The organism is Sphaerisporangium sp. NPDC005289 (assembly GCF_040607455.1).
GTDB lineage: Bacteria > Actinomycetota > Actinomycetes > Streptosporangiales > Streptosporangiaceae > Sphaerisporangium > Sphaerisporangium rhizosphaerae.
In genome coordinates, this window is sequence record NZ_JBEXGS010000002.1 from 14,066 (window position 1) to 31,499 (window position 17,434).

Consider the following 17,434-nt stretch of genomic DNA (forward strand, 5'->3'; position numbering starts at 1 on the left):
CCGGCGGCGGCCATGCCGCGCGGAGCGGAGCGCCCCTCGGCGCCCTCAGTCGAGGGCGCCGAGGGTGATGCCCTCGATGATGTGACGCTGGGCGGCGACGGCCACCACCAGGACCGGGACGATCGTGATGAGCGACGCCGCCATGATCAGGTTGTACTGGGTGGTGAACTGGCTCTGGAACACCGACAGCCCCTGCGACAGCACGGCCATGTCGGTGGTGTTCACCACGATCAGCGGGAACAGGAAGTTGTTCCAGTTCTGCAGGAACAGGATGATGGCCAGCGCCGCGACGACCGGCCGGGCCAGCGGGGCGTACACGCTGAGGAACACGCGCAGCTCCGAGGCGCCGTCGATGCGGGCGGCCTCCCCGAGCTCGCGCGGCGTGCCGAGGAAGAACTGCCGGAACAGGAACGCGCCCAGCGCCGAGGCGATGTTCGGCACGATGAGGCCCTGGTAGGTGTTCAGCCAGCCGAGGTCGCCCAGGAGCTGCGACATCGGCACGATGATGGCGCTGAAGGGCACCATCAGCCCGCTGAGCGCGAGCAGGAACAGCGGGCGCCTGCCCGGGAAGTCCAGCATGGCGAAGGCGTAGCCGGCCAGCAGCCCGCTGGCGAGCTGGCCCGCGGTGGCGGCCACGCCGAAGATCGCGGTGTTGAGGTACCACCGGCCGAACGGGGCCTGCGACAGCGCGCGGCCGATGTTGGACCACTGCGGGTCGCGCGGCCACAGCGGCGCGGCCGGGTTGATGATCTCGGCGTCGGTCTTGAGCGCGCTCACCGCCATCCACACCAGCGGGAAGGCCACGATGAGCACGGCCAGGCCGAGCAGCGCGTACACCACCGAGCGGCGGGCGACCAGGCTAGCGGGCACGGTCGACCCGCCCGAGCAGCCAGATCTGCGTCACGGTGACCAGCAGCGAGATGAGGAACAGCGCGACCCCCATGGCGTTCGCGCGCCCGGTGTCGAACTGGACGAACCCCTCGTTGTAGACGTAGTAGAGCGCGGTCTGGGTGGCGCCGTCCGGGCCGCCCTGGGTCAGCACGTAGATCTGGGTGAAGGTCTGCAGGCCGGTGAGCGTGGTGACCACCCAGATCAGCAGGGTGTGGCGCCGCATGATCGGCCACTGGACGTGGAGGAAGCGCCGCCAGGCCCCGGCGCCGTCCACGCTGGCCGCGTCCAGCACGTCCCGGGGCACCGACTTCAGGGCCGCGACGTAGAGGATGACGTTCTGCCCGAAGAACTGCCAGGCGCCGAAGGTCAGCACGGCGGCCAGCGCGAGCCCCGGGGAGGACAGGAAGTCCGCCTGCGGCAGGCGCACCGCGCTGAGCAGCCGGTTGATCAGCCCGAACTGCGGCGCGAACATGTTCGCCCAGATCAGCGCGGTCGCGACCACCGGGACGACGAGCGGGATGACGAACGGCGCCCGCAGCCGCGCCACACCGGGCGCCCGCGAGTTGAGCAGCAGGGCCAGCACCAGCCCGGCGCCCATCGTCAGCACGACGAACCCGGCGGTGTAGAGGCCGGTGACGCCGAGCGCCCGGGCGCCGCCCTCGCCGAGCATGTCCGCGTAGTTGTCCAGGCCGACGAACCGCGGCTCGACGTCGAACACCCCGCCGCTGTACAGGCTGCGCCACAGCAGCATGGCCAGCGGCACCAGCGAGAACAGCACGGTCAGCAGCACCGTGGGCGCCACGAACGCGTACCCGAGCGCCCAGGTGCGGCGCGAGCGCCGCATCAGCCGAGTTTCTTCAGGGCCGCGTCACCCTCCCGCGCCGCCTTGGCCAGCGCCTGCGCCGGGGTCTGGCGCCCCTTGAGCGCCGCGTTGATCTCGGTCCACAGGCTCTGGGAGATCGCGTTGTAGGCCGGGGTGATCGGGCGGACCTTGCCGGTCTTCTCGGCCTCGGCGAACACCGGGTAGGTCGGGTCACCGTCGATGTGCTTCTTGAGCTCCGGCTGTTCGAGCTGGGCCGGGTCCGAGGGCAGGCCGCCGCTCTTGACCGCCAGGTAGGCGCCCCGCTCGGGGGTGGCGAGGAACTTGAGGAACGCGAGGCCGGCCTTCTCCGCCGCCGGGTCGGTCTTCAGCAGCGCCGCCACGCCGATGCCGAGGCTCGTGGCCGTGCCGGACGCGCCGGCGGGCATCGGCGCCACGCCGAAGTCGATGCCGGCCTTCTCGAACGTGGGCACCGCCCACTGGCCGTTGACGATCATGGCGACGGTGCCGCTGGCGAACGCGGGGGCGCCGTCGAAGCTGCCGGCCTGCGCGTAGCTGGTGCTGGGCGCCGCGCGTTTCTTCAGCAGGTCCACCCAGGTGGTCAGGGCCTTGACGCCGGCGGGGCTGTTGAAGGCGGTGGCGGTGCCGTCGGCGTTGAGGAAGGACCCGCCTTCGGCGTAGAGCATCGGCGCCCAGGCGAAGGAGATCCATTCGGCCTCGCCGAGCGGCACGTAGAAGCCGTACTTGTTCTTGGCGGGGTCGGAGAGCTTCTCGGCGTCGGCGGCCAGCTCGGTCCAGGTGGCGGGCGGCTTGGCGATGCCGGCGTCGGCGAAGGCCTTCTTGTTGTAGAACAGCACGATGTCGCCCACTCCGGCCAGCGCCATGCCGAGCTGGTGGCCCTTGTGGAACAGGGACTCCTTGATGCCGGGGTACAGCGCGTCGGTCTCGGCGGTGAGCTTGCCGTCCAGCGGGATCAGCTTGCCGCTCTGGTTGAGGATCGGCAGGTCGGAGGGGTTCTGCGTGAGCAGCACCGTGGGCTGGGTGCCGTTCTTCAGCGCGGCGATGACCTTGGGCAGGTACTGGTCGGAGCTGGCGATGTACTCGCCTTTGGCGTGCATGCCGGGGTGGGCCTTGTCGAAGGCCGCGTCGACCTCGGCGATCTGGGCCGGCTGCCAGCCGCTGGTCCAGTAGGTGAACGTGCCGCCCGCCGCGCCGGAGCCGCCGGCGCCGCCGGACCCCTGGTGCGCGCCGGTGCCCCCGCACGCGGCGGCGGCGAGCATGAGACCCGACGCGATGGCGCCGGCGGCGACCCTCTTGCTGATCATCATCTTCCGTCCTGTCGCTCTCGGGGCTCCATGGGACGTGCGGCGTACGGCCGGTGGATCACGGTGACCTACTTTATAAGTAGGTAAAGACGTGTTGTAGAGACTCCCACGATCACCCATGTACCCCAAGATCGCCGGCTATCACGTCCCCGGCCGCCGAGCGAAACCAGGCCGATGAGCAGATCAGTGGCCGACCACGTCGGAGTCGACGGCGGCGGCCTCGCCCTTGTCCAGGGCGCTGATCGCCGCCACCTCCTCGGCGGTCAGGGAGAAGTCGAACACGTCGATGTTCGCCCTGACCCGCTCGGGGGTCGCGGACTTCGGCACCGTGATCAGGCCGAGGTCCAGGTGCCAGCGGAGCACGATCTGGGCCGGCGTCTTGCCGTACCGCTCGGCCAGGCCGGTGACGACCTTCTCCGACAGCGGCCCGGTGCCGCTGCCGCCCAGCGGGCTCCACGACTGCGTGGCGATGCCGTGGGCGGCGTGGTAGTCGCGGGCGGCGTCCCGGGTGAGGTCCGGATTGAGCTGGATCTGGTTGACGTCGGGCACCACCCCGGTCTCGGCCACGATGCGGTCGATGTGCGCGGGCTTGAAGTTGGAGACGCCGATGGCGCGCACCCGGCCGTCCTGGAGCAGCTTGACCAGGCCCTTCCACGCCTCGACGAACCGGTCCTGCCGGGGCAGCGGCCAGTGGATCAGGTAGAGGTCGACGTAGTCCACGCCCAGCCGATCGGCGCTCGCCTGGAACGCCTCCTGCGCCGCCTGGTAGCCGTGCCACTCCCCGTTCAGCTTGGTGGTGACGAACAGCTCCTCGCGCGGCACTCCGGAGGCGCGCAGGCCCCGCCCCACCCCCACTTCGTTGCCGTAGGCGTAGGCGGTGTCGAACAGCCGGTAGCCGGCCTGGACGGCGTCGGCCACGACGACCTCGGCCTCGCTGTCGGTCATCGGGTAGGTGCCCAGCCCGATCGCGGGGATCGAGGCGCCGTTGACCAGCTTGACGGTGGGTGCGGCGGGTGCGGCGGGTACTGCCATGTGCGGGACTCCTCGGCGGCGCGTGCGCGCGTAGCGGGCCGGCTGATCGGCCGATCAGCGGTGCACCTGTCCAATCCCCCGAAGGCCGGGTGTATTCCGCCGGCCGGCGCGAGCCGATTCGCCTCCGGGGAGGTTCCCGGTCCGGGGGGCGGGTACCTGAAGCGGACGTCCCATCCCTTCGAGCGGAAAGGACCGCCCATGGCCGACCGGCAGCGCGTCGTCATCGCCGGCGCGGGGTTCGCGGGTTTCACCGCCGCACGCCGCCTCGCCCGCCTCGCCAAAGGCGCGATCGAGATCGTCCTGGTCAACCCCACCGACTACTTCCTCTACCTCCCCCTGCTGCCGGAGGTGGCGGCCGGCGTCCTGGACCCCCGCAAGGTGGCCATCCCCCTGTCGGGCAACCTGCCCGGCGTCCGGCACCTGCTGGCCGCCGTGGACCGGGTGGACGCCGACGCGCGCCGCGTCGAGTGCACCGACGCCGAGGGCAACCGGCGCGAGCTGCGCTACGACCGGCTGCTCCTCGCGGTCGGCAGCGTGAACAAGCTGCTGCCCATCCCCGGGGTGGCCGAGCACGCCCACGGCTTCCGCAGCATCGCCGAGGCGCTGTACCTGCGCGACCACCTGATCCGCCAGATCGAGCTGGCCGACGCGAGCGACGACCCCAAGGAGCGCGAAGCGCGCTGCACGTTCGTCGTGGTGGGCGCCGGCTACACCGGCACCGAGGTCGCGGCGCAGGGCCAGTTGCTCACCCGGGACGCCAAGCGCCGCCGGCCGGGGCTGCGCGACCAGCCCGACCGCTGGCTGCTGGTCGACAAGGCCCCCCGCATCCTCCCCGAGCTCGACGAGCGACTGTCGCGCACGGCGCACCGCACTCTCGTCGGGCGCGGCCTCGACATCCGGCCCGGCATCACCGTGTCGGAGGCCACCGCCGACGGCGTCAAACTGTCCGACGGGGAGTTCGTGCCCACCCGTTCGCTCATCTGGTGCGTCGGCGTCCGCCCCGACCCGCTGGTCGAGTCGCTCGGCCTGCCGACCGAGCGCGGCCGGCTGCTCGTGGACGAGTATCTGTCGGTCCCGGGGCGTCCGGAGATCTTCGCCTGCGGCGACGCGGCGGCGGTGCCCGACCTCACCCGTCCGGGCGAGTACACGGCGATGACCGCCCAGCACGCCACCCGCCAGGGGACGCGCGCCGCCGACAACATCGCCGCCTCCTACGGCCGCAAGGAGCGCCGTCCCTACCGGCACAGCGACCTGGGGTTCGTGGTGGACCTGGGCGGGGCCAAGGCGGCCGCCAATCCGCTCGGCGTGCCGCTGTCCGGCCTGGCCGCCAAGGCGGTGACGCGGGGATACCACCTGCTGGCCGTGCCCGGCGGGCGCACCCGCATCGCCGGGAACTGGCTGCTGGACGCGGTGCTGCCCCGGCAGACCGTCCAGCTCGACCTGGTGCGCGGCTCGGCGGTCCCGCTCGACTCGACCACCCCTGAGCGCCCGCACGCCCAGGACGGCTGACCGCGCCCGCCGGGCACCGCCCCACCTGGGCGGTGTTTGGCGCGGGCGGTGGTGGTAGAGAGGCGGGATGCCCGATGACGATCTACGTCCCGGCGTCCTGGTGGGCACGGCCTCGTGGACCGACCGGAGCCTGCTCACCTCCGGCTGGTACCCCAAGGACGCCACCACCCCCGCGGCGCGGCTGGCCTACTACGCCTCACGGTTCCCGCTGGTCGAGGTGGACGCCACCTACTACAACCCCCCGTCCCTGCGCACCGCCGAGGCCTGGCGCGACCGCACCCCACCCGGCTTCACCTTCGACGTCAAGGCCTTCTCCCTGCTGACCGGCCACCCGACCCGGACGCGGTCGCTGTACAAGGACCTGCGCGAACGGCTCGGCACCGCCAAGGACACCGTCTACCTGCGCGACGTGGGCCCCGACATCGCCGAGGAGGTCTGGAGCCGTTTCCTCGGCGCGCTGACGCCGCTGCACGAGGCCGGCAAGCTCGGGGCCATCCTGCTGCAGTTCCCGCCGTGGCTGGTCCCCGGCGAGCGCGGCCTGCGCTACGTGCTGCACTGCGTGGAACGCTGCCGGCCCATGCGCGCCAGCGTGGAGTTCCGCAACGCCGGCTGGATGGCCCCCGAGCGCCGTGACGAGACCATCGGCTTCCTGGCCGAGCACGGCATCCCCTACGTGGCGGTCGACATGCCGCAGGGGCACCCCTCCTCGGTCCCGCCCGTGCTCACGGCGACCGCCGACCTGGCCGTCGTCCGCTTCCACGGCCACTCCGACAAGTGGACCAGCAAGGTCATCGAGGAGCGGTTCGGCTACCTGTACTCGGAGCAGGAGCTGGAGAAGTGGGCCGTCGACATCGCCGGCCTGGCCTCCCGCGCCCGCACCGTCCACGTGCTGATGAACAACTGCTGCGCCGACAACGCCCAGCGCAACGCCGCCCACCTGGCGTCTCTGCTCGCCGCCGGGGCGCCCGCCGCAGGATGATCCGGCCCCGGGCCGCGGTTGCTCTTGACGGTGGAGCGACGGGGACCATACATTCCCCGGCAACTGAGGCAGGTGGGGAAATATGGCCGGCACGCAGGACGAACCCATAGATCAGCCGTACGGCCGCGCGGGCGGCGGCGGGCTCAAGGTGGAGGTCCACGGGCTCGACGTCATCGGTGACGCCGAGCGCAAGGGACGCCCCCGGCAGCTGTTCTGGCCCTGGTTCGGGGCCAACGTGTCCATCCTCGGGCTCAGTTACGGCTCCTTCGCGCTGGGCTTCGGCGTCTCCTTCTGGCAGGCGGTCGCGGCCGGGCTGGCCGGCATCCTGTTCTCGTTCCTGCTGTGCGGATTCGTGGCGCTGGCGGGCAAGCGGGGCTCGGCGCCCACGATGGTGCTGAGCAGGGCCGCCTTCGGCGTGCGGGGCAACCGGCTGCCCTCGGCGATCTCGTGGCTGCTGACCGTCGGCTGGGAGACGGTGCTCACCGCGCTGGCGACCCTGGCCACCGCGACGGTGTTCGACCGGCTCGGCTGGGGAGGCGGCACCCCGACCAAGCTCGCCGCGCTCGTCGTCGTGACCCTGCTGATCATCGCGGGCGGCGTCATGGGCTTCGACGTGATCATGCGCATGCAGACGGTCATCACCGTGGTCACCGGCGCGCTGACCGTGGTCTACATCTTCCTGGTCGCCGGCCACATCCACTGGGACGCGGTCGCCGCCATCCCCGCCGGGCCTCCGCAGGCGTTCATCGGGGCGCTGGTCTTCATGATGACCGGCTTCGGGCTCGGCTGGGTCAACGCGGCGGCCGACTACTCCCGCTACCTGCCCCGCCGGTCCTCCGGCGTGGGCGTGGTGGGCTGGACGACCTTCGGAGCGTCGCTGGCCCCGGTGGTGTTGCTGATCTTCGGCCTGCTGCTGGCGGGGTCGTCCAAGGGGCTCAACGAGGCGATCGCCGCCGACCCGATCGGCGCGCTGACGACCGTGCTGCCCACCTGGTTCCTCATCCCCTTCGCCGCGGTGGCCGTCCTCGGCCTGGTCGGCGGCGCGGTGCTGGACATCTACTCCTCGGGGCTCGCGCTGCTCGCCGCCGGCCTGCGCGCGCCGCGCTACGTCGCCGCCCTGATCGACGGCGTGCTGATGGTCGCGGGCACCGTGTACATCGTGTTCTTCGGCGGCACGTTCCTCGGGCAGTTCATCGGGTTCCTGACGACGCTCGGCGTGCCGATCGCGGCCTGGTGCGGGGTCATGCTGGCCGACGTGGCGCTGCGCCGCCGCGACTACGACGAGGCCGACCTGTACCGCCCGGCGGGCCGCTACGGGGACGTGCCCCTGACGCCGGTGGCGGTGGTCGTCGTCGCCACGGCCATCGGGTGGGGCCTGGTCACCAACACCTCGGCGAGCTGGCTCGGCTGGCAGGGCTACCTGCTCGGCCCGCTCGGGCTCGGCGGGACCTCCGGCTCCTGGGCCTTCGCCAACCTCGGCGTGCTGGTGGCGCTGGTGCTCGGTTTCGCGGCGACGCTGCTCGCCCGCCGCGTCCACGTCCGCACGCAGGAGGACCTGCCGTCCACCGGCCCGGACGCCGAGCCCGCCGGCGCCCGCCCCTGAACGGCTTCCGACGCCGGGGCGGCCGCCCCTGAACGGCTCCCGAGGCCGGGGCGGCCGGCCCGTCCCCGCGGGCGAGCCGGGCGTCAGACGTCCACGATGCCGCCGGTGCGCCAGTACACGTTGTTCTCCCTGCCGAGCAGGCCTTCGTCGATGAGGTAGCGCCGCAGGGCGGCGTAGTCGTCGTGGAAGGCGCGCAGCACCACGTTCACGTCCTTCTCGGCGTAGCGGACGCCGGGCTCGAACGCGCGGGCGATGTAGTTGAGCACCGCCAGGCGCTTCTCGCGCCGCGTCGGGATCGCCCGCAGGCGCCCTTCGACCAGGAAGGTGCGCACGACGCGCTCCTCGGCCGAGACCGGCGCGGCGGGCGGCCTGGCGCCGGCGTGCAGCAGTTCACGGAACCGCTCGCGCCGCACCCGCCAGCCCGCGCCCTCGCGCACGGCCAGCCCGCCGCGCTCCAGCCGCTCCAGCGCCCGGCGCGCGACGTCCGGGGCGAGGCCGCAGCCGTCCGCCGACCCGTGCAGGACCAGGGCGGACAGCACGCGCAGGGTGTCCTCCTGGTACAGCAGGCCGAGGACGCGCCTGACCGCTTCGTCGATTTCGCCGGTCTCGCCGGTTCCGCCCATCGCCCCGATGCCCTCGATGTCGTGCTCGCTCATGGTCTCCAGCCGATCGACGCCGCGCGGGCCTGGTCCCTTCGCCCTGGTACGGCCCGCCAGGTCGATCCTCGCACTGGTCGAGGAGTCGATCGGTCACACGGCCCGGTCGTACTGGTGCGGCCAGCGCGGTCCGGCGCCGAGCTCGCGGGCGGCGCGGTTCGGCCAGTACGGGTCGCGCAGCAGCTCGCGGCCGAGCAGGACGGCGTCGGCCTGACCCGAGGCGACGATCTCCTCGGCCTGCCGTGGCTCGGTGATCAGGCCGACCGCGGCGGCGGGGAGGTCGGTCTCGGCCTTCACCCGGGCGGCGAGCGGCACCTGGTAGCCGGGGCCGAGCGGGATACGGGCGTCCGCCGCGTTGCCGCCGGAGGAGGTGTCCAGCAGGTCGACGCCGTGGACCAGCAGCTCCTTGGCCAGCAGCACGGTGTCTTCGGCGGTCCAGCCCTGACGAGGGTCCTCGGCGTTCTCGGTGAGCCAGTCGGTCGCCGAGACGCGGAACAGGACGGGCAGGTCGTCGGGCCAGACGGCGCGCACGGCGTCGACGACCTCCAGGGCGAAGCGGACGCGGTTGCCGTGGGAGCCGCCGTAGGCGTCGGTGCGGTGGTTGCTGTGCGGCGAGAGGAACTCGTTGATCAGGTATCCGTGGGCGCCGTGCACCTCGACCACCTGGAACCCGGCGGCGAGCGCCCGGCGCGCGGCCTGCGCGAAGGCCTCGACGACGCGCCCGATCTCCGCGGCGCTCAGCTCGGCGGGCTCGGGGTGCCCGCCGGCGAACGGGATCGGGCTGGGCGCGACCGGCCGCCAGCCCCCGTCCTGCGGCCCGACCGGGCGGCCCCCGCGCCAGGGCCGGTCAGTGGACGCCTTGCGTCCCGCGTGGGCGAGCTGGATGCCGGGCACGGCGCCGTGCTCGCGCAGGAAGCTCGTGATGCGGGTGAACTCGTGCTGCTGCCGGTCGTTCCACAGGCCGAGGTCGTAGGGGCTGATGCGGCCCTCCGGCGTCACGGCGGTGGCCTCGGTGATGATCAGACCCGCCCCGCCGACGGCCCTGGCCGCCTGGTGGGCGAGGTGCCAGTCGGTGGGCGCCCCCTGGCCGGGACCATCGGAGGCCGCGCTGTACTGGCACATCGGGGACATCCAGACCCGGTTGGGGATGGTGAGGTTCCGCAGGGTCAGCGGCTCGAACAACGCGCTCACGTCTTCGCTCCTTGAGGTCAGGGCCGGAGTTCCGTCCCGTGTGCCGGGCGGCAGATTGTACGATACATGGCGTACTACGGTAAGTGTCAAACTACGGCGACCGTCGTACAATGGGTGACTGATCGAGGGAGGAACACCGTGACGTCGACGTCCGCCAGAGAGCTGGAGCATCCTCAGTGCGGGGAGATCCGGCTGGAGGCGGTGCTGCACGCCCTCTCCGACCCCATGCGCCTGCAGATCGTGCGCTACCTGGCCACGCTCGGCCGCGACGGCGAGGCGCCGTGCTCGGCCATCGACCTGGTGGTCACCAAGTCCACCTCCACCCACCACTTCCGCGTCCTGCGCGAGGCCGGGGTGATCTGTCAGATCTACCAGGGCACGGCGAAGATGAACCGGCTCCGCCGCGAGGACCTCGACGAGCTGTTCCCCGGCCTGCTCGGCACCATCCTGGACGCCGACGCCGCCCAGTGCCGCCGCCTCGGCGACGGCCACTGACGGAACGGGCACGCGCCAGGGTGTGCGCGACGGCCCGGCCGCACGGGCGACGGCGCGGACGTGGACGCCGCCACGGGCGCGGCGCCGGCGGTGACGAGCGGCCGACCTGGAGATGAATTCTCGGCCGTCCCGCCCGCCGGAGGATTAGACGCCGCCCGTGGCGTCATATCAGCCGCATGGATGCGAACACGGTGCTCCTGGCACTCGTCGTCGTCACGGCCCTGTCCTTCGACTTCACCAACGGCTTCCACGACACCGCCAACGCCATGGCGACCTCCATCGCCACCGGGGCGCTGCGCCCCAAGGTCGCGGTCGCCCTGTCCGCGGCGCTCAACTTCGCGGGCGCGTTCCTGTCCCTCCAGGTCGCGGCCACCATCGCGACCGGCATCGTGGACAGCGGCGCCATCACCCTCACCGTCGTGTTCGCCGGGCTGGTCGGCGGCCTGGCCTGGAACCTGGTGACGTGGTACTTCGGCATCCCGTCGAGCTCGTCGCACGCGCTGATCGGCGGCGTGGTCGGGGCCACGCTCATCGCGGCCGGCGCCTCGGCGGTCAAGGGCGCGGCGGTGGTGTCCAAGGTGCTGGTCCCGGCGCTGCCGGCCCCGGTCGCGGCGATCCTGGTCGCCACCCTCGGCACCTACCTGGTCTACACCCTGACCAGGAACGTCCCCGACGGCACCCGGTCCCGCGGGTTCCGGTACGGGCAGATCGGGTCGGCCTCACTGGTGTCGCTCGCGCACGGCACCAACGACGCCCAGAAGACCATGGGCATCATCACGCTGGCGCTGATCGCCGGGGGCGTGGTATCCAAGGAGGCCGGTCCCCCGCTGTGGGTGATCGTCTGCAGCGCGAGCGCGATCGCCCTGGGCACCTACCTGGGCGGGTGGCGGGTCATCCGCACCCTGGGCAAGGGCCTGACCGAGATCGAGACCCCGCAGGGCTTCGCCGCCGAGACCTCCTCGGCCGCGGTGATCTTCGCCTCGTCGCACTTCGGCTTCCCGCTGTCGACCACGCACGTCTGCACCGGCTCGGTGATCGGGTCGGGCCTCGGCAAGCGCCTGTCGGAGGTGCGCTGGAGGGTGGCGGCCAGGATGCTGCTGGCGTGGCTGGTCACGCTGTCCGCGGCGGCGGCCGTGGGCGCGCTCGCCTGGGCCGGCGCCACCCGCATCGGCGGCACGCTCGGGGTGGCCGCCGTCCTGGCCGTCGCCCTGGTGCTGTCCGGGGCGCTGTACCTGGCCTCGCGCCGCACCGCGGTGCACGCCGGCAACGTCAACGCCGACTGGACCGGGCGGCTCGCCCCCGCCCCGGCGACGGAGGGAGGGGCCGCGTGAACGACTACATCGACCTGGACGCCCTCTGGAAGGTCATGGTCGCCTCGCTGGTCGCGGGTGCCGGCCTGGCCGCGGTCTTCTCCCTGGCCCTGGCCGGGCTGTCCACCGGCCGCCCCGCGGGCCGCGCCGCCGCGGGCCTGTGCCTGCTCGTCGTCGCCGCCGCCATCGCCCTCGGCCTGTACGTGATGCTCGCCGCGTAGCCCCTTCCGGCTCGCCCCTGGAACCCCCGCGCGGGCGGGGTGCAAGAGGGGCGAGCCGAACTTGTGATGAAACCGTCCTTGCTAATCACGCCCGTCGTGGGCAATTATTTTCATCCGATCACTCATCGGTGAAAGGAACGCCCGTGACCGGAGGTGCGCTGGGCCGGATCCAGACGGAACTGCCTGGACTGCCCGAGGCCCTCCGGCGTGTCGGTGAGGCGATCATGGAGGATCCTGCCCTGGCGGCGCGCTCGACGATCACCGCGCTGGCCGGCCGCAGCGGCAGCTCCCCGGCGACCGTGACCCGGTTCTGCCGCCTGTTCGGCTTCGCCGGGTACGCCGGGCTGCGGGTGGCGCTCGCGACCGAGACCGGCCGCGCCGCCCAGGCGCACTGGGGCGCGGGGGTCGGCCGTGAGATCGGGCCCGCCGACGCCCTTGAGTCGGTGGTGGAGGTGGTGGCCGCGGCCGACACCCGCCTCATCCAGGAGACCGCGGCCCAGCTCGACCTGGCCGTGGTCGGCAAGGTCGCCGACGCCGTGCTGGCCGCCGGCCGGGTGCTGCTGTTCGGCGTGTCGGCCAGCGGCGCCGTGGCCGGCATGCTGGAGGGCCGCCTGCGCCGCATCCGGGTGCCCTGCTGGAGCTTCACCGACCCGCACGACGCGCTCGCCGACGCGGCGCTGCTCGGCCGGGGCGACGTCGCCATCGGCATCTCCCACCGGGGCCGCACCCGCGAGGTGCTGGAGGCCCTCGCCGAGGCCGCCAAGCACGGTGCGACCACAGTGGCGGTGACCTCCTTCGCCCGCTCGCCGCTGGCCGAGGCCGCCGACCTGGTGCTGACCACCGCCAGCCGCGCGACGACGTTCCGCCCTGGCGGCCTGGCCGCCGTCCACTCGCAGCTGCTCGTCCTCGACGTGGTGTACGTCGCGGTCGCCCAGCGCACCTTCGAACGCGCCGACCAGGCGTTCGAGCTGACGATCAGGGCCGTCGAAGGCCACCGCGTGGAGAGGAGCTGAGAGAATTGGACATCAGTGCCGCCGCCTACGTCCAGAAGGTCGAGACGCTGGTGCGCGAGGTCGCCGCCGGCCAAGAGCGGGCCGTGCGCGACGCCGCGACGCTGCTGTGCGCCTGCCTGCGCGGCGACGGGGTGATCCAGGCATTCGGCTCAGGCCACTCCGAGGCGATCGCGATGGAGATCGCCGGGCGGGCCGGCGGGCTCGTGCCCACCAACCGGCTGGCCCTGCGCGACCTGGTGCTGTACGGCGGGGAGCCGCCCGGCCTGCTCGGCTCGCCGGAGCTCGAACGCGACCCCTCGATCGCCCGGCGCATCTACGAGCTGGCGCCGGTGCGGCCGCAGGACGCCTTCGTCATGATCTCCAGCTCGGGGGTGAACGGCTCGGTGGTGGAACTGGCCTCGATCGTCAAGGAGCGCGGGCACAAGCTCGTCGCCCTGACCTCGGTGCGGCACAGCTCCGAGATGAAGTCCCGCCACCCCACCGGGCTCAAACTGCTCGACCTCGCCGACGTGGTGCTGGACAACGGCGCCCCGTACGGAGACGCCGTCATCCCGCTCCCGGGCGGCGGCACCTTCGGAGCGGTGTCGACGATCACCTCGGCCCTGCTCGCGCAGATGGTCGTCGCCGAGGTGGTCAGGGAACTGCTGGAGGCCGGCGAGGCGCCGCCGATCTACCGCTCGGCCAACGTCCTCGGCGGCGACGAGCACAACCGGGCGCTGGAAGCCCGCTACGCCGGACGCATCCGCCGCGGCGGATGACCGCGCCCGGGCCGCGCGGTCCGCGCGGTCCGCGCAGCCCAGGCGACCTTCCACCCGCACACGACCCGACCAGGTTCGACCAGAGAACCGCCCGGCGTGCCGGGGCCCGCCTCACGGGCCCCGGGACGGCGGTCCGGGACTCCCGCCCCCCAGGAGGACTGATGGCGCAAAACCCTGTCACCCGGCGCGAGCTGCTGCGCAGCGCCGCCCTCGCGGGACTGCTGATCCCGGCCGCCGGCACGCTGTCGGCGTGCGCGACCCCGGCGGGCGGCGGCGGCCCCTCCGGCCCGGCACCCCAGGCCACCGGGCCCACCAGCGCGGCCAACCCGCTCGGACTCGCCGAGGACAAGCCCTTCGAGGTGGTGATCTTCGACGGCGGGTACGGCGACGCCTACGCCAGGACCATCCACGAGCCGCTGTTCAAGACCAAGCACCCCAAGGTCGAGATCAAGCACACCGCGACCAAGGAGATCGCCAAGACCCTGCAGCCGAGGTTCGCCGGCGGCAACCCGCCGGAGTTCGTCAACAACTCCGGCGACAACTCGATGGACTTCGGCGCCCTGGCCCAGGACGGGCAGTTGCAGGACCTCTCCCCCCTGCTCGACGCCCCGAGCTGGGACGATCCGAACGTCAAGGTACGCGACACCATTCTGCCCTCGGCCATCGAGCTCGGCACCTACGACGGCAAGTACTGCGTGCTCGAGTACGCCAACACGGTGTGGGGCATCTGGTACTCCAAGAAGCTGTTCGACGACAACGGCTGGCAGGTGCCCAAGACCTGGGAGGAGTTCACCGCGCTCTGCGAGCAGATCAAGAAGTCCGGCAAGTGCGCGCCGTTCACCTACGCCGGCAAGCACCCGTTCTACATCTACGAGACCATCCTCACCCTCGCCGCCAAGATCGGCGGCGTCGAGGTGCTGAAGAACATCGACAACCTGGCCGACGGGGCGTGGAAGGCCGAGCCGGTCGCCAAGGCCGCGGGCGCCTTCGCCGAGATCGGCGCCAAGTACCTGCTGCAGGGCACCGAGGGCCTGGACCACATCCAGACCCAGACCGCGCACAACAAGTACCAGGTGGCCATGCTGCCCTGCGGGTCGTGGCTGGAGAACGAGCAGAAGGACTCCACACCGGCGGACTTCCACTACGCGATGTTCCCGCTCCCGTCCTTCTCCGGCTCCGACGCCCTGCCCTACGGCACGGTGCACTCCCGGCCGGGCGAGGAGTACTTCGTGGCCGCCAGGTCGGCCAACCCCCGCGCCGGCATGGAGTACATGCGTGCCATGCTGTCCAAAGAGGGGGCCGGCAAGTTCAGCGAGCTGCTCAGCACGCTGACCGTGGTCAAGGGCGCCTCACAGGGCCGCAAGCTGACGCCGGGTCTGGAAGCCGCGGCGACGGCGCTGCAGAACGCCGGCGCCAACACCACCTACTTCCGCTTCCGCCAGTGGTACCAGCCGCTGCACGACGAGGTGGCCGCCGCCACCGGCCAGCTCATGGCGGGCCGGCTGAAGGTCGGCGAGTGGGCCGACCGGTGCCAGAAGAAGTCCGACGAGATCAAGGGCGACTCCTCGGTGAAGAAGTTCACCCGCTGAGATCATGGGCGGGAGGGGCCGCGGCCCCTCCCCCGTCCCGCGCGTCCGCCGGGCACGCCAGGCCGCCCCGCGGGCGGGGCCGCCGCCCGCCGTCAACGACAGAAAGCAGATGTCCCATGTCCAGCTCGGCCTCCAACCGGCGCCCGGACGGTTCGCCGTGATCCGCAGGGCCGGCCTCCTCCGGGCGCGGTTCATCGCGGGCTTCCTGGTGCTCCCGGTGGCGCTGTACGTGACCTACGTGATCGCGCCCTACGCGCAGGCGTTCTACATCGCGATGACCGACTGGCGCGGGGTGAGCGCCAGCCCGCGGTTCATCGGGCTGGAGAACTTCCGCCGGCTGTTCGCCGACTCGGTGTTCTGGACCGCCGTCGGCCACAACGCGCTGCTGCTGGTGCTGCTGCCGCTGCTGACCATCGTCATCGCCCTGTTCTTCGCCTTCCTGCTCAACGCGGGCGGGGAGTCCGGCGGCGGGCACGGCGGAGTGTTCGGCGCCCGCTTCTACCGCGTCGTGTTCTTCTTCCCCCAGGTGCTGGCGGTCGCGATCGTCGCGGTGCTGTTCCAGCAGGTGTTCCGGCCGGACAGGAGCGGCATGCTGAACGCCCCCCTGATGGCGCTCGGGCTGGACCCGGTCGGCTTCCTGTCCAACCCGGACGTGGCGTTCTGGTCGATACTCGGCGTGCTGGTCTGGCAGGCGGTCGGGTTCTACGTGGTGCTGTTCTCCGCGGGCATGGCCTCCATCCCCCGTGAGATGTACGAGGCCGCGCGCATCGACGGCGCCGGCCGCGCCCAGCTGTTCTTCCAGGTCACCTTGCCGCTGCTGTGGGACACCGTCCAGGTGGGGCTGGTCTACCTCGGCATCGCCGCGCTGGACGTCTTCGCCATCGTGTGGGTGATGACCGCCGAGCACGGCGGCCCCGACCACTCCACGACCGTGATGGCCGCCGAGATCTACCGCAACGCCTTCCAGTACTTCAGGTTCGGCTACGCCTCGGCCCTGGGCGTGGTGCTGTTCTTCTTCACGGTCGCCTTCGCGGCACTGACCCTGCGCCTGTCGCGACGCGAGCGCATCGAGTTCTAGAGGGAGGCCTGGCGACATGGTTTCGCAGGCAGGCAAGGTGACGCTCGGCCGGAGCGCGTCGCGGGAGCGGCGCAGGGCCCGCCTCGGGCCGCTGTCAGGGCTGTCCCACCTGGCGCTGATCGTGTGGACGGTCCTGGTGGCGGTGCCGATCCTGTGGACGTTCCTGGCCTCGGTCAAGAGCGAGGACGAGATCTTCGGCAGCGCATGGTCGCTGCCCGCGGCGCTGCGCTGGGACAACTGGGCCCGCGCGTGGGACACCGCCCACATCGGCCGTTACATGATCAACAGCGTCATCGTCGTCGGGTTCGGCACGTTCGGCACCATGCTGCTGGGGTCGATGGCGGCCTACGTGCTGGCGCGCTACCGGTTCCGCGGCAACCGGGCGATCTACCTGCTGTTCGTCTCGGGGCTGGCCTTCCCCGTCTACCTGGCTCTGACCCCGCTGTTCTTCGTGGTGCAGAACATGGGCGCCGTGCCGGTGATCGGCCGGTTCATCGGCCTGGACACCCACGGCGGGCTGGTGCTGGTGTACATCGCCTACTCGCTGCCCTTCACCGTCTTCTTCCTGTCGGCGTTCTTCCGCACGCTGCCCGAGGCGGTCGCCGAGGCGGCGTTCGTGGACGGCGCCTCCCACAGCAGGGTGTTCTTCCAGATCATGCTGCCCATGGCCCGGCCGGGCATCGTCAGCATCACGATCTTCAACGTCCTCGGGCAGTGGAACCAGTACCAGATCCCCCTGGTGCTGCTCAGCGGCCAGGCCAAGGACAAGTGGGTGCTCACTCAGGGCATCGCCGACATCTCCACCTCGGCGGGGTACGACGCCGACTGGTCGGCGCTGTTCGCCGCGCTCAGCATGGCGATCCTGCCGATGTTGATCGTCTACACGGTCTTCCAGCGCCAGATCCAGGCCGGCCTCACCGCGGGCGCGCTGAAATGACCTCGCCCCGCGGGTGCGGCCGCACCC

General features: G+C 72.0%; 17 protein-coding genes. 11 read left to right on the forward strand and 6 right to left on the reverse strand.

Translation table 11 applies throughout. The annotated features are described in order from the left end of the window. Positions 1–45: 45 nt before the first annotated feature. From ABZT47_RS02970 to ABZT47_RS02985, 4 genes are all read right to left on the reverse strand, one after another. The gene (locus ABZT47_RS02970; RefSeq protein ID WP_354835494.1) at positions 46–870 is read right to left on the reverse strand and encodes a carbohydrate ABC transporter permease; all 825 of its coding nucleotides are present in this window, start codon (positions 868–870) and stop codon (positions 46–48) included. Beyond that, on the reverse strand, positions 860–1,735 hold the full coding sequence (locus ABZT47_RS02975; protein WP_354835496.1) for a sugar ABC transporter permease: 876 nt from the start codon (positions 1,733–1,735) through the stop codon (positions 860–862). The genes ABZT47_RS02970 and ABZT47_RS02975 overlap by 11 nt, the downstream gene beginning before the upstream one ends. After that, positions 1,735–3,039, reverse strand: coding sequence for an ABC transporter substrate-binding protein (locus ABZT47_RS02980; protein WP_354835498.1), 1,305 nt, complete (start codon positions 3,037–3,039; stop codon positions 1,735–1,737). The genes ABZT47_RS02975 and ABZT47_RS02980 overlap by 1 nt, the downstream gene beginning before the upstream one ends. 180 nt (positions 3,040–3,219) lie before the next feature. Next, entirely contained in the window at positions 3,220–4,068 is an 849-nt protein-coding gene (locus ABZT47_RS02985) for an aldo/keto reductase (protein ID WP_354835500.1), read from the reverse strand. A gap of 198 nt (positions 4,069–4,266) precedes the next feature. On the opposite strand from ABZT47_RS02985, the gene ABZT47_RS02990 reads away from it, so the two are divergent. The 3 genes from ABZT47_RS02990 to ABZT47_RS03000 all read left to right on the forward strand — a co-directional run bounded on the left by ABZT47_RS02990 (position 4,267) and on the right by ABZT47_RS03000 (position 8,159). Beyond that, positions 4,267–5,577: an NAD(P)/FAD-dependent oxidoreductase gene (locus ABZT47_RS02990; protein ID WP_354835502.1), complete on the forward strand. Its 1,311-nt coding sequence runs from the start codon at positions 4,267–4,269 to the stop codon at positions 5,575–5,577. Positions 5,578–5,644: 67 nt separating this feature from the next. Further along, positions 5,645–6,556, forward strand: coding sequence for a DUF72 domain-containing protein (locus ABZT47_RS02995; protein WP_354835504.1), 912 nt, complete (start codon positions 5,645–5,647; stop codon positions 6,554–6,556). 82 nt (positions 6,557–6,638) lie between these two features. Further along, positions 6,639–8,159 (forward strand): cytosine permease, encoded by a 1,521-nt coding sequence (locus ABZT47_RS03000; protein WP_354835506.1) that lies wholly within the window; start codon positions 6,639–6,641, stop codon positions 8,157–8,159. A gap of 83 nt (positions 8,160–8,242) precedes the next feature. On the opposite strand, the gene ABZT47_RS03005 is transcribed toward ABZT47_RS03000, so the two are convergent. Beyond that, entirely contained in the window at positions 8,243–8,815 is a 573-nt protein-coding gene (locus tag ABZT47_RS03005) for a DUF2087 domain-containing protein (RefSeq protein ID WP_354835508.1), read from the reverse strand. Positions 8,816–8,908: 93 nt separating this feature from the next. Next, positions 8,909–10,006, reverse strand: coding sequence for an NADH:flavin oxidoreductase/NADH oxidase (locus tag ABZT47_RS03010; protein WP_354835510.1), 1,098 nt, complete (start codon positions 10,004–10,006; stop codon positions 8,909–8,911). Positions 10,007–10,144: 138 nt separating this feature from the next. Between ABZT47_RS03010 and ABZT47_RS03015 the strand changes: the two genes are divergently transcribed. From ABZT47_RS03015 to ABZT47_RS03050, 8 genes are all read left to right on the forward strand, one after another. After that, positions 10,145–10,501: a helix-turn-helix transcriptional regulator gene (locus ABZT47_RS03015; protein ID WP_354835512.1), complete on the forward strand. Its 357-nt coding sequence runs from the start codon at positions 10,145–10,147 to the stop codon at positions 10,499–10,501. 176 nt (positions 10,502–10,677) lie between these two features. Then, entirely contained in the window at positions 10,678–11,832 is a 1,155-nt protein-coding gene (locus ABZT47_RS03020) for an inorganic phosphate transporter (protein ID WP_354835514.1), read from the forward strand. Then, positions 11,829–12,032, forward strand: coding sequence for a hypothetical protein (locus ABZT47_RS03025; protein WP_354835516.1), 204 nt, complete (start codon positions 11,829–11,831; stop codon positions 12,030–12,032). Before ABZT47_RS03020 ends, ABZT47_RS03025 begins: the two co-directional genes overlap by 4 nt. Positions 12,033–12,175: 143 nt before the next feature. Beyond that, positions 12,176–13,045: a MurR/RpiR family transcriptional regulator gene (locus ABZT47_RS03030; RefSeq protein ID WP_354835518.1), complete on the forward strand. Its 870-nt coding sequence runs from the start codon at positions 12,176–12,178 to the stop codon at positions 13,043–13,045. A gap of 5 nt (positions 13,046–13,050) precedes the next feature. Next, positions 13,051–13,803, forward strand: a complete 753-nt coding sequence (locus ABZT47_RS03035) for an SIS domain-containing protein (RefSeq protein WP_354835521.1) — start codon at positions 13,051–13,053, stop codon at positions 13,801–13,803. A gap of 161 nt (positions 13,804–13,964) precedes the next feature. Next, positions 13,965–15,392 (forward strand): N-acetylglucosamine/diacetylchitobiose ABC transporter substrate-binding protein, encoded by a 1,428-nt coding sequence (gene ngcE, locus ABZT47_RS03040; protein ID WP_354835523.1) that lies wholly within the window; start codon positions 13,965–13,967, stop codon positions 15,390–15,392. A gap of 109 nt (positions 15,393–15,501) precedes the next feature. Beyond that, a complete protein-coding gene (locus ABZT47_RS03045) occupies positions 15,502–16,470 on the forward strand; it encodes a sugar ABC transporter permease (protein ID WP_354835525.1) in 969 nt (322 codons plus the stop codon). A gap of 16 nt (positions 16,471–16,486) precedes the next feature. Beyond that, positions 16,487–17,407 carry a carbohydrate ABC transporter permease gene (locus ABZT47_RS03050; RefSeq protein WP_354835527.1) on the forward strand — a complete coding sequence of 307 codons (921 nt, stop codon included), beginning with the start codon at positions 16,487–16,489 and terminating at the stop codon, positions 17,405–17,407. Positions 17,408–17,434: the final 27 nt, after the last annotated feature.

What these genes read in the sequence shown, in the direction of transcription:
- ABZT47_RS03020 (WP_354835514.1), top strand. Translation starts at nt 10,678, where the DNA reads ATGGATGCGAACACGGTGCTCCTGGCACTCGTCGTCGTCACGGCCCTG.
- ABZT47_RS03000 (WP_354835506.1), top strand. Translation starts at nt 6,639, where the DNA reads ATGGCCGGCACGCAGGACGAACCCATAGATCAGCCGTACGGCCGCGCG.
- ABZT47_RS02980 (WP_354835498.1), bottom strand. Translation starts at nt 3,039, where the DNA reads ATGATGATCAGCAAGAGGGTCGCCGCCGGCGCCATCGCGTCGGGTCTC.
- ABZT47_RS03005 (WP_354835508.1), bottom strand. Translation starts at nt 8,815, where the DNA reads ATGAGCGAGCACGACATCGAGGGCATCGGGGCGATGGGCGGAACCGGC.
- ABZT47_RS03050 (WP_354835527.1), top strand. Translation starts at nt 16,487, where the DNA reads ATGGTTTCGCAGGCAGGCAAGGTGACGCTCGGCCGGAGCGCGTCGCGG.
- ABZT47_RS02995 (WP_354835504.1), top strand. Translation starts at nt 5,645, where the DNA reads ATGCCCGATGACGATCTACGTCCCGGCGTCCTGGTGGGCACGGCCTCG.
- ngcE (WP_354835523.1), top strand. Translation starts at nt 13,965, where the DNA reads ATGGCGCAAAACCCTGTCACCCGGCGCGAGCTGCTGCGCAGCGCCGCC.
- ABZT47_RS03045 (WP_354835525.1), top strand. Translation starts at nt 15,502, where the DNA reads ATGTCCCATGTCCAGCTCGGCCTCCAACCGGCGCCCGGACGGTTCGCC.
- ABZT47_RS02990 (WP_354835502.1), top strand. Translation starts at nt 4,267, where the DNA reads ATGGCCGACCGGCAGCGCGTCGTCATCGCCGGCGCGGGGTTCGCGGGT.
- ABZT47_RS02985 (WP_354835500.1), bottom strand. Translation starts at nt 4,068, where the DNA reads ATGGCAGTACCCGCCGCACCCGCCGCACCCACCGTCAAGCTGGTCAAC.
- ABZT47_RS02975 (WP_354835496.1), bottom strand. Translation starts at nt 1,735, where the DNA reads ATGCGGCGCTCGCGCCGCACCTGGGCGCTCGGGTACGCGTTCGTGGCG.